Annotated in this window: 11 protein-coding genes; 9 read left to right on the top strand and 2 right to left on the bottom strand. The window is 70.8% G+C overall.

All coding sequences use genetic code 11. The annotated features are described in order from the left end of the window. A partial coding sequence (locus ACFVWU_RS42965) for an MFS transporter (protein WP_387631753.1) occupies window positions 1-1,458 on the bottom strand: 1,458 nt, incomplete at its 3' end. Window positions 1,459-1,498: 40 nt separating this feature from the next. Then, window positions 1,499-1,915 (bottom strand): SRPBCC family protein, encoded by a 417-nt coding sequence (locus ACFVWU_RS42960; protein ID WP_380613141.1) that lies wholly within the window; start codon window positions 1,913-1,915, stop codon window positions 1,499-1,501. Between the two features lie 351 nt (window positions 1,916-2,266). On the opposite strand from ACFVWU_RS42960, the gene ACFVWU_RS42955 reads away from it, so the two are divergent. The 9 genes from ACFVWU_RS42955 to metK all read left to right on the top strand — a co-directional run. Continuing rightward, window positions 2,267-3,085 (top strand): hypothetical protein, encoded by an 819-nt coding sequence (locus tag ACFVWU_RS42955; RefSeq protein WP_387631750.1) that lies wholly within the window; start codon window positions 2,267-2,269, stop codon window positions 3,083-3,085. Then, on the top strand, window positions 3,082-4,491 hold the full coding sequence (locus tag ACFVWU_RS42950) for a cytochrome P450 (protein WP_387631749.1): 1,410 nt from the start codon (window positions 3,082-3,084) through the stop codon (window positions 4,489-4,491). The genes ACFVWU_RS42955 and ACFVWU_RS42950 overlap by 4 nt, the downstream gene beginning before the upstream one ends. Before the next feature lie 41 nt (window positions 4,492-4,532). Continuing rightward, entirely contained in the window at window positions 4,533-5,936 is a 1,404-nt protein-coding gene (locus tag ACFVWU_RS42945; protein ID WP_387631748.1) for a coproporphyrinogen-III oxidase family protein, read from the top strand. Window positions 5,937-5,976: 40 nt separating this feature from the next. Further along, the gene (locus ACFVWU_RS42940) at window positions 5,977-6,516 is read left to right on the top strand and encodes an SRPBCC family protein (RefSeq protein ID WP_387631745.1); all 540 of its coding nucleotides are present in this window, start codon (window positions 5,977-5,979) and stop codon (window positions 6,514-6,516) included. A gap of 5 nt (window positions 6,517-6,521) precedes the next feature. Next, window positions 6,522-6,989, top strand: coding sequence for an SRPBCC family protein (locus ACFVWU_RS42935; RefSeq protein WP_387631744.1), 468 nt, complete (start codon window positions 6,522-6,524; stop codon window positions 6,987-6,989). Next, the gene (locus tag ACFVWU_RS42930; protein ID WP_387631743.1) at window positions 6,976-7,530 is read left to right on the top strand and encodes an SRPBCC family protein; all 555 of its coding nucleotides are present in this window, start codon (window positions 6,976-6,978) and stop codon (window positions 7,528-7,530) included. The genes ACFVWU_RS42935 and ACFVWU_RS42930 overlap by 14 nt, the downstream gene beginning before the upstream one ends. Continuing rightward, window positions 7,527-8,768 carry an NAD(P)/FAD-dependent oxidoreductase gene (locus ACFVWU_RS42925; protein WP_387631740.1) on the top strand — a complete coding sequence of 414 codons (1,242 nt, stop codon included), beginning with the start codon at window positions 7,527-7,529 and terminating at the stop codon, window positions 8,766-8,768. The genes ACFVWU_RS42930 and ACFVWU_RS42925 overlap by 4 nt, the downstream gene beginning before the upstream one ends. A 71-nt stretch (window positions 8,769-8,839) precedes the next feature. Next, window positions 8,840-9,235, top strand: coding sequence for a hypothetical protein (locus ACFVWU_RS42920; RefSeq protein ID WP_387631738.1), 396 nt, complete (start codon window positions 8,840-8,842; stop codon window positions 9,233-9,235). 99 nt (window positions 9,236-9,334) lie between these two features. Then, window positions 9,335-10,212 (top strand): methionine adenosyltransferase (metK, locus tag ACFVWU_RS42915; RefSeq protein WP_387631736.1); only part of this gene is annotated, 878 nt, incomplete at its 3' end.

Genomic DNA, 10,212 nt, shown 5'->3' with positions numbered 1-10,212 from the left:
CTTGCGCAGTCCGACCAGGGCGATCAGCGCGCCGGCCACCGCCAGGCCGGCCGCGGTGGCCATGCCCCAGCGGTCCCCGGAGAGCAGCGCGTGGGTGTCCGGGTGCGAACCGGCCAGGTGGTGCGCCCGGGAGGTGGCCACCGTGGAGATCACGGCCAGGCCGATCGCCCCGCCGATCTGCTCGCAGGTGCTCAGCAGGCCGCCGGCGGCGCCCTGGTCCTGGTCGGCGACGCCCTCGGTGGCGGCCAGGTTGATCATCACGATCGCCACCACGCCGCTGAAGTTCACCACCACGGTGCAGGCCGACACGAACGGCTGGGTGCCGCTGGTCGGCAGGGTGGCCAGCACCCCGGTGGCGGCGGCCTGGAACAGCGCGCCGATGATCAGCACCCGGGTGGCGCCGAACTTCCGGGCCAGCGGCTCGGAGGAGGCGCCGGCCGCCAGCCCCGCGACCCCGGCGGCCGCGAAGGTCAGGCCGGCGCGCAGCGGGGAGAAGTCCATCACGTCCTGCAGGAACAGGGTGACGGTGTAGACCAGCCCGAAGAACGAGCCCATCATCAGCACATTGGCCAGGTTGGCCACCACCAGCCGGCGCAGCTTCAGCAGGGCGAGCGGCAACACCGGTTCGGCGCTGCGCACTTCGACCGCGGCGAAGGCCAGTGCGCCGACCGCGGCCAGCGCCAGCGCGCCCAGCACCCGGGTGGAGGTCCAGCCCGTCACGCTGCTCTCGGAGAGCGCGAAGACCAGGGCCACCACCGAACCGGTGATCAGGACGGCGCCGGGCAGGTCCATCCGGCGCGGCCGGCGGCCGTCCCGGCCGGGGCCGAGCAGCCGGGCCGTGAGCACGGCGAGGACGGCGCCGATCGGCACGTTCATCCAGAACACCCAGGACCAGTTGAGGTACTGGGTGATGACGCCGCCGCCGACCACGCCGGAGACGAAGCCGGCGCCGAGCACCGCGCCCCAGGCGCCCATCGCCTGCTGGCGCTCCTTCTCACCGGTGAAGGTGGTGGTCAGAGTGGCCAGCGCGGCCGGGGTGACGGCGGCCGCGCACAGGCCCTGGACGGCCCGCAGGGCGACCAACTGCCCCGGCGAGCCGGCGAGTCCGGCCAGCACCGAGGCGGCGGTGAAGCCGGTGAGGCCGAGTACCAGCAGACGCCGGCGCCCGTAGAGGTCGGCGAGCCGTCCGCCGACGATCAGGAAGCCGCCGAAGGCGAGGACGTACGCGGTGACCACCCAGACCAGGTCCCCGGCGCGGAAGCCGAGGTCGCCCTGGATCGCGGGCAGTGAGACGTTCACGATGGAGAAGTCCAGCGACATCATGAATTCGCTGAGGCAGAGCAGGAGCAGGACGATCCCGTTGGCCGCCCGATGGCCGGTGGCCACGGCGACCGCCGCGGGCGACGGCGCCCCGGGAGGCGCCGTCTCCGTGGAAGTCCTGGACTCGATGATGGACACGTGCGCCTCCTGGGGTGGAAGGGGTCGTCGGTTCAGGCCGTCAGGCCGCGGCGATCTCCGCGAGACGGGCGACGGTGGCCGGGATGTCGGCGGTGACCGCGGGACCGACGTGCGGGGCGGCCTCGGCGGCGGCCGGGCCGGTGATCTCGACCCGGTGGGTGATCTTGGTGCGGCCGTCCTCCTGCGCCTCCAGGATGTGGATGAAGTGCAGGACCAGGCCGTTGACCACGGTCTCGTCGGTGAAGCGCTTGTTGGGCTCGGCCTCGATCAGGGTGAACGGGAAGCCGTCCTGGCCCTTGGGCTTCAGGTGGCCCTTGGTGCCCACCTCGAACGGGCCGTGCAGCTCGATCGCGTCCAGGCCCTGGTCCCAGCTCTCCCACTTGGTGGTGTCGCTGTAGAGGGCCCAGACCGCCTCAGGGGTGGTGTCGGCGATCACGCTGTGCTCGTACTCCCACATGAGGGGAAGTCCTTTCGTCGGTGATAAGGGATTCGCATCGATGATTCGCATCGATCCGGCAATTGTTGCCCGACAATTCTTCACCGGCTTTTGCGGCAACCCCTCGAATTCCGCTTGAGCGCCACTTGAGCGCCTTTGCCGGCGACTTCGCTATGCGGGCATATCGACTGCTCAGAGGCGGTAAGCGCGCCGACCCGCCGTCGGTATGCAGCGGCCCGCTAGGGCTTGACCGGAGCGCTGCATGGTTTTGGGGATGGTCCGCTCGAATTCCAGTGCGGAGTATGGGGGTTGTCCGGCGTCGACCGCCGAGAAATCCGAACGGCGCCATCCAGTGGAGCGAGGTCAGTTGCGATGAAACGGCGTCACCTGTTCGAGTTCGAGGATCTGTCCTGGTTCCCCGCGGTGCTGCGGAACCCGATCACCGACCTGCTGCGCGAGGCCATCGTGCTGCGCGGCGACGTCTACGCGCCGGTGGTGCCGTTGCTGGCCAAGCTGGTCCGCGAGCACGACATCTCCCGGATCGTCGACCTGTGCTCCGGCGGCTCCGGCCCCTGGACGGTGCTGAAGGGCCGGCTGGCCGAGGAGGACGCCGACGTCGAGCTGGTTCTCACCGACAAGTACCCCAACCGGGAGGCGCTGGCCGCGGCGGTCCGCACGATCGGCGACGGCCGCACCCGCTTCGAGGCGCAGTCCGTCGACGCGACGGCCGTGCCCGAACGGCTCTCCGGACTGCGCACCCTGTTCACCGGCTTCCACCACCTGCGGCCGTACCCCGCCCGCCGGGTGCTGAAGGACGCCTACCGCCGGCGCGAGGCCATCGCGGTGTTCGAGTTCACCGAGCGCCGCTGGGCGCCGATCCTGCTCACCGTCCCGCTCGGCCCGCTGCTGGTCTGGGGCTGGGCGGCCCGGCTGCGGCCGGTCAGCTACAGCCGACTGTTCTTCAGCTACCTCGTGCCGCTGGTGCCGCTCGCCTTCATGTGGGACGGCATCGCCTCCAACCTGCGCACCTACACCACTGAGGAGCTTCGAGAGATGGTGCACGACCTCGACGCGTCGGACTACTCCTGGGAGGCCGGCGTCTTGAAGCCCGAGGGCCGTGGCGGACCGCCGGTCACCTACCTGATCGGCCGGCCCGTCGGCATCGAGGGCGGGAAGGCGGCGGCCCGATGACCATCGCCCCGGAGCGGCGGGCCGCCGCCCGCCCCGCGAAGACCTGGGAGGTCGCCACCGGCGGCTCCCCGCTCGGTGTGATGCGCGGCTTCTCGAAGAACCCGATCGCCCTGCTCACCGACGTGTTCCAGCAGCACGGCGACGCCGTCAAGGTGCGCTTCCTGGCCAACCAGTACTTCTACTTCCTCTCCGACCCGGACCACATCCGGCACGTGCTGGCCACCAACTCGGCCAACTACAGCAAGGCCCCGCACCCGGCCTTCCTGCTGCTCGGCCGGGTCATGGGCAAGGGCCTGGTGACCAGCGACGGCGACCTGTGGAGCCGTCAGCGCCGGCTGATCCAGCCCGGGTTCACCAAGCAGCGGGTCGCCACCTACGGCGACATGATGACCGGCGCGACGCTGCGGATGCTGGACCGCTGGCGCGAGCGCGGCGCCCGCGGCGACGACGGCCCGGTCAACGTCGACGCCGAGATGATGCAGCTCACCCTGGACATCGTCGGCCAGACGCTGTTCAACATGGACATCATCAACGAGGCCGGCAAGGTCGGCACCGCGTTCAGCGAGGTCAGCGAGCAGTTCGCCAAGCTGCTCGGCAACCCGTTCGGCCCGCTGATGGTCAACATGCCGTTCCTGCCGCTGGTCAAGCGGTTCAACGCCAACGTCGCCGAGCTGGACGAGGTCATCCACGACATCATCGCCAGCCGCCGCGACAACCCCGTCGACACCGGCGACCTGCTCTCCCTGCTGATGGCCGTCACCGACGAGGACGGCGGCCGCGGGATGAGCGACCAGCAGCTGCGCGACGAGGTCATGACCCTGCTGCTGTCCGGCCACGAGACCACCGCCGACGCGCTGACCTGGACCTTCCACCTGCTCGCCGAGCACCCCGAGGTGCTGGAGCAGCTGGAGCACGAGGTCGACACCCAGCTGGCCGGCCGTACCGCCACCGTCGCCGACCTGCCGAGCCTGCCGTACACCAAGCAGGTGGTCCAGGAGGCGATGCGGCTCTACCCGCCGATCTACCTGCTGGCCCGCTGGGGCAACGGCCCCGACGAGGTGGGCGGCCTGCCGTTGCCGAAGGACGCCAGCATCACCATCTGCCCCTGGGTCGTGCACCGCCACCCCGACTACTGGAGCGACGCCGAGCGCTTCGACCCGGAGCGGTTCACCCCGGAGAACGTCGCCAAGCAGCACCACTACGCCTACGTCCCGTTCAGCGGCGGCCAACGCCAGTGCCTGGGCGTGCACTTCGCGCTGATGGAGGCGCAACTGCTGCTCACCACCGTGGTCCAGCAGTTCCGGCTGCGCTCCGTGCCGGGCCACCGGGTGGTCGCCGGCCCGGTGATGACCCTCCGCCCCGAGGGCGGCCTGCCGATGTACGCCGAGCCGCGCAGCGCGTCCTGACGAACTCCCCAGCCTGTGAACGTCCGATTGGAGACCCGAGCATGACCGCGCCCGTCACCACCCAGCCGTACCCGCAGAAGTACACCACCCCGTTCATCCTGTATCCGCCGGCGCTCTGGGAGAACCGCTCCGGCCAGGAGTTCCTGCCGCAGCTGGCGCTCGACCAGACCGGCCAGGACTACGTGATGTACCTGTCGATCCCGTTCTGCCGGGTGCGCTGCTACTCCTGCCCGTACTTCGTCGACCAGCTCTCCCCGCACGACCCGCGCAACAAGGAGGCGCGCTTCGTCGACGCGATCGTCGCCGACCTGGAGCGCTGGGCGTCCTACAAGCGCTTCCAGACCGGCAGCCTGCGCGCCATCTACATCGGCGGCGGCACCGGCTCGCTGCTCAAGACCGCGTACCTGAAGCGGATCCTGGACACCATCTTCGCCAACTACCCGGTGGCCAAGGACTACGAGCTCACCCTCGAGGGCAACGCCCGCGACTACACCCCGGACAAGCTGGACTACGTCGCGGACTCGCACATCAACCGGGTCAGCCTCGGCGTGCAGTCCTTCGACGAGAGCATCCTGCGGATCATCGGCTCCCCGCACGCCGCCCAGGAGTCCATCAAGGCCATCAACGAGCTGTCCTCGCGCGGCTTCAGCAACATCCAGATGGACATGATGTACAACCTGCCCGGCCACCGGCGGGAGACCTGGCAGCGTGACCTGGAGGTGCTGCGCGACCTCGACGTCAAGCACCTGACCACCTACCTGTACCGGATCCACCCCGGCACCCCGCAGGACAAGTTCATCAAGATGGGCAAGGTCGCCCCGCTGGTGGACAAGGAGTCGGAGTACGTCCGCAACATGTACCGCGACCTGGTCGAGGCCACCGAGAACATGGGCTTCCACAACTACATGTTCGACCACTTCTGCCGGCCGGGCTGGGAGAACGTCTACAACGAGTGGACCTTCCTGCGGAACAACGTCGAGATCCTCGGCGTCGGCCCCAGCGCCTACAGCTTCATCAACGACTACCGGGTCGGCGGCCGCAAGGACGTCGAGGGCTACATCGCCGCCGTCAACCGCGGCGAGCACTTCATCTCGGCCGTCTCCTCCCAGCTGACCCCGCGGGTCCGCAAGGAGCGGTACGTGATGAACATCCTGCAGGCCTTCGCGGTCGACCTGAAGGAGTACGAGTTCCAGTTCGGCTCCAGCTTCCTGACGGACTTCAAGCCCGAGGTCGAGCGGATCCTCAGCCGCGGCCTGGCCGAGCTCGCCGACGACAAGCTCACCCTCACCCCGCTGGGCCGCGAGTGGCACATGAACGTGATGCTCGAGTTCACCAACCCGGACTTCTGGGGCGAGACCACCGCGCTGGAGCACCCGCACTGGGCGATGAACACCCCGATGGTCGACCTGTTCGCCGGCCGCCGCGAGGACTGGCTCGGCGCCTGAGACCCGACCGTACGCACAACAGCCCAAGGAGCAAGCAGAGATGACCACCGTCAGCCCCACGGCGGGCCTCACCATCGACACCCATCCCGGGTTCGCCCACCGCACCGTGCAGACCCTCGTGATCGAGGCGCCGCTGGACGCCGTCTACGGGGCGCTGTTCGAGGTCCGCGCGTGGCCCCAGTACCTGCCGCACGTCCAGGAGATCGACGTCCGCTACGACGACGGGCGCTACCAGGAGTTCTTCATGACGGTCGCCTCGGAGACCGACGGCTCCCAGTTGCGGGTCCGCTCGATCCGCAACTGCCGTCCCGGGGAGATCGAGTTCTTCCAACCCGAGCCGCCGGAGTTCCTCAAGCACCACGGCGGGATCTGGCGCTTCACCCAGGCCGCCGGCAACCCGGGGCACACCCACGTCGAGGTCACCCACGTGTGGAACCTCCACGAGGAGGTCGCCCCGCTGGTCTACCCGGCCACCGAGGAGGCGAGCACCGAGGAGCAGGTGACGACCATGCTGGCCGGCCACTCCAAGCTGGCGCTGGACTCCTGGCGCAAGGTGCTCACCGGCAAGGGCGGGGAGTGACCGCCGTGGCCGCCGTCACCGAGAGCGTCGTCATCGACGCCCCGATCGAGGCCGCCTACGGCGCCTTCGCCGACCTGGACCGCTGGCCCGCGATCCTGCCGGACACCCTGGACGTCCAGGTGCTCTACTGCGACGGCTACAACCAGGAGTTCACCATGACGGTGGAGCGCCCCGGCGGTCAGGAGACCGTCCGCGGCATCCGCTACTGCCGCGCCCCGTACGAGCTGGAACTGGTGCAGACCACGCCGCCGCCGCTGCTGAAGCGGATGACCGGCCGCTGGACCTTCGCCGAGCAGGACGGCCGCACCACCGTCACCGCCACCCGCGAGTTCGAGCTGCTGGCGCCGCCCTCCGGCGACCCGGCCGCCGCCCGGGTGTCGGACGAGGCCGAGTTCGGTCGCCGGCTCTCCGGCCACCTGCAGCACAACCTGCAGCTGTTCCGCGAGGCGGTCGAGGCCGATGTCGACCGCTGAGCGGGCCGAACCCCGTGAGACAGCCGAACTCGCCGACCGCAGCGACCTGTTGAGTGTCAGCCGGTCGATCGCCGCCCCGGTGGCCGAGGTCCGGGCGCTGTTCTGGGACATCGCCTCCTGGCACGCCGTCTGGGACCGGATCACCTCCGTCCGGGTGCACTACGACGACGGCGCGCACCAGGAGTTCGACCTGGAGGTGGAGCGCGACGGCCGGACCGAGTTCGTCCGCACCGTCCGCTTCCTGGCCCCCGGCGGCGACATCGAGTTCTTCAGCCCGACCCCGCCGCCCGGCATGGCCGACCACGTCGGCGCCTGGCGCTTCACCGAGCAGGACGGCGGCTGCCTGGTCACCGCCGAGCGGAGCTACGAGCTGCTCCCGGCCCAGCCGGGCGGCAGCCCGTCCGACCCCGCCCACCAGGACTACCGGGACGCCTACCGGCGCCGCTTCGAGGACCGCCTCGGCCGGATCCTGGACAGTTTCGTCAGCCACTTCGAGGCGGGCGCGCAGCCTGCGCCCGCCGCCCTGGGAGCCGCCGCGTGACCACCGATGTGATCGTGATCGGAGCCGGCCCGGCCGGCCCCACCGCGGCGGCGGCCGCGGCCAAGGCGGGCCTGAGCGTCCTGCTGCTGGACCGCGCGATGCAGCCCGCCCCCCACCTGCCCGAGTCGTGGTCGGGCGAGACCCTGCCGCTGCTGCGCGGGCTCGGCGTGGAGGACGTCAAGGAGGCCTTCGGGGCCGCCACCGGCGTGCGCTTCCTCAACGCCACCGGCCGCTTCGGCCTGGAGCTGACGCTGTCCCGGGCGGCCGGCTGCGACCTGCCGGCCGTGGTCCGGCTGGACCGCTCCAAGTTCGACAAGATCCTGGTGGACAACGCGATCCGCCAGGGCGCCGGCTACCGCCCGCTGCACACCGTCACCGACGTCGAGTTCGCGGCCGACGGCAGCGGCGTCAAGCTCACCGCGGCCACCCCGGCCGGGATCGCCGAGCTCTCCGCCCGGTACGTCATCGACGCCAGCGGCAAGTCCGCCCTGGTCTCCCGGGCGCTCGGCACCCGGGAGGAGCCCGAGCAGCAACTCGACCCGCGCGAGGCGGTGTTCAGCCACTTCAAGCCCGAGCGCGAGCACGAGCTGGCGGTCGAGGGCACGATGACCATCATCGGCATCACCCACGGCTACGTGTTCGTGATCCCGATGGGCGGCGGCCGGGTCGGCGTCGGCGTGGTGGTCGGCGACGACCACGCCCAGCGCTACGGCGGCGACATCGAGTCGCTGTTCTGGGCCGAGGTCGACGAGGCCGCCCCGTTGCAGACCCTGCTGGCCGGCGCCGACCAGCTGCTGCCGGTGCTGCCCGCGCTCAACCGGCGCTTCCGCGCCACCGAGCTGGCGGGGGAGGCGTACGCGATCGCCGGCGACGCCGCGGCCTTCCTGGACCCGTTCTTCTGCAGCGGCATCGACATCGCCGTCCAGGCCGGGCTGTTCGCCGGCCAGGCGGCCGTCGACTCCCTGGCCGCCCCGGGCGCCGAGGAGCGCTCCGTGGTGGTCGCCCGCTACCAGGAGAAGGTCGGCGCGCTGATCAAGGGCGCGGACGCGGCCGGTGACGCCACCTTCGCGGACGGCGTCCACCAGCAGCTGCTGATCGGCCTCGCCGACCCGCACCTGCCCACCGTGCTGCCGCTGGCCGCCCTGCTGCAGAGCACCCTGCGGGGCAGCGCCGAGGAGCCGCCCGGCTCGCCTCGCGAGCTGATCGGCGGCGTCCGCGAGCAGTTCAGCCTGCTCTGACCGGCAGCCCCGCAGCGCGCGGGAGCGCACGAGAGGCAGCGCCCAATCACAGGAGAGTGAGGACAACCGCAATGATCCCCGTGACCGGAGGCATCGACATCAGGGGCGACCTCGCCACGGTCGGCGCCTACCTCGGGCACATGCCCAACCTGACCGAGTGGACCACCTTCTTCCAGGCGGTCGAGGGCGAGAAGGACGGCAGGTTCCAGGTGCAGTCCGTGATGGGCCCGATCGAGACCTGGATCACCGGCACCGTGAGCGCCGGCGCCCGCCGCTACGTCATCCACTCGCTGATCCGCGGCCAGGAGGAGGAGGCCGAGCTCGACCTCCAGGAGCACGGCGAGCACGTGGCCGTCCGCTTCACCGTCAACCTGCCGCCCCACGTCGACGAGGACGTGGTGGTCGGGCAGCGCAACGAGATGGCCGAGGAGCTCGTCCAGCTCAAGCGGCTGCTCGAAGCGAGCTGACCGCCCCGCTCGGTCCCCGCCGCCCCACCGGCGGGGACCGGCCGCCGTTTCCCCGCGCCCCGCCCGTCCGTCCCAGTTGCCAACCCTTACGGAGCACCCATGGCCCGCCGCCTGTTCACCTCCGAGTCCGTGACCGAAGGCCACCCCGACAAGATCGCCGACCAGATCAGCGACGCCATCCTGGACGCGCTGCTCACCCAGGACCCGGGCAGCCGGGTCGCGGTCGAGACGCTGATCACCACCGGCCAGGTGCACATCGCCGGGGAGGTCGCGACCTCCGGCTACGCCGACATCGCCGCGATCGTCCGGCGCACCGTCCTGGAGATCGGCTACGACAGCTCGCAGAAGGGCTTCGACGGCGCCTCCTGCGGCGTCTCCGTCTCCATCGGCTCGCAGTCCCCGGACATCGCGCAGGGCGTCGACGCCGCCTACGAGTCCCGGGTCGAGGGCGCCGAGGACGAGCTCGACAAGCAGGGAGCCGGCGACCAGGGCCTGATGTTCGGCTACGCCTGCGATGACACCCCCGAGCTGATGCCGCTGCCGATCGCCCTGGCGCACCGGCTGTCCAAGCGCCTGTCCGAGGTCCGCAAGAACGGGACCATCCCGTACCTGCGCCCCGACGGCAAGACCCAGGTCACCATCGAGTACGACGGCGACCGCGCCGTGCGCCTGGACACCGTGGTGGTCTCCTCGCAGCACGCCGCCGACATCAGCCTGGAGGGCCTGCTCGCCCCCGACATCCGCGAGTACGTGGTCGAGCCCGAGCTCGCTGCGCTCGGCATCGACACCAGCGACTACCGGCTGCTGGTCAACCCGACCGGCCGCTTCGAGGTCGGCGGCCCGATGGGCGACGCCGGCCTGACCGGCCGCAAGATCATCGTGGACACCTACGGCGGCATGGCCCGCCACGGCGGCGGCGCCTTCTCCGGCAAGGACCCGTCCAAGGTGGACCGCTCGGCCGCCTACGCGATGCGCTG

Source organism: Kitasatospora sp. NPDC058190 (assembly GCF_042883685.1).
Taxonomy (GTDB): Bacteria; Actinomycetota; Actinomycetes; order Streptomycetales; family Streptomycetaceae; genus Kitasatospora.
Note: the sequence above shows the minus strand (reverse complement) of the source record. Positions and strands in the feature narration are given on the sequence as shown.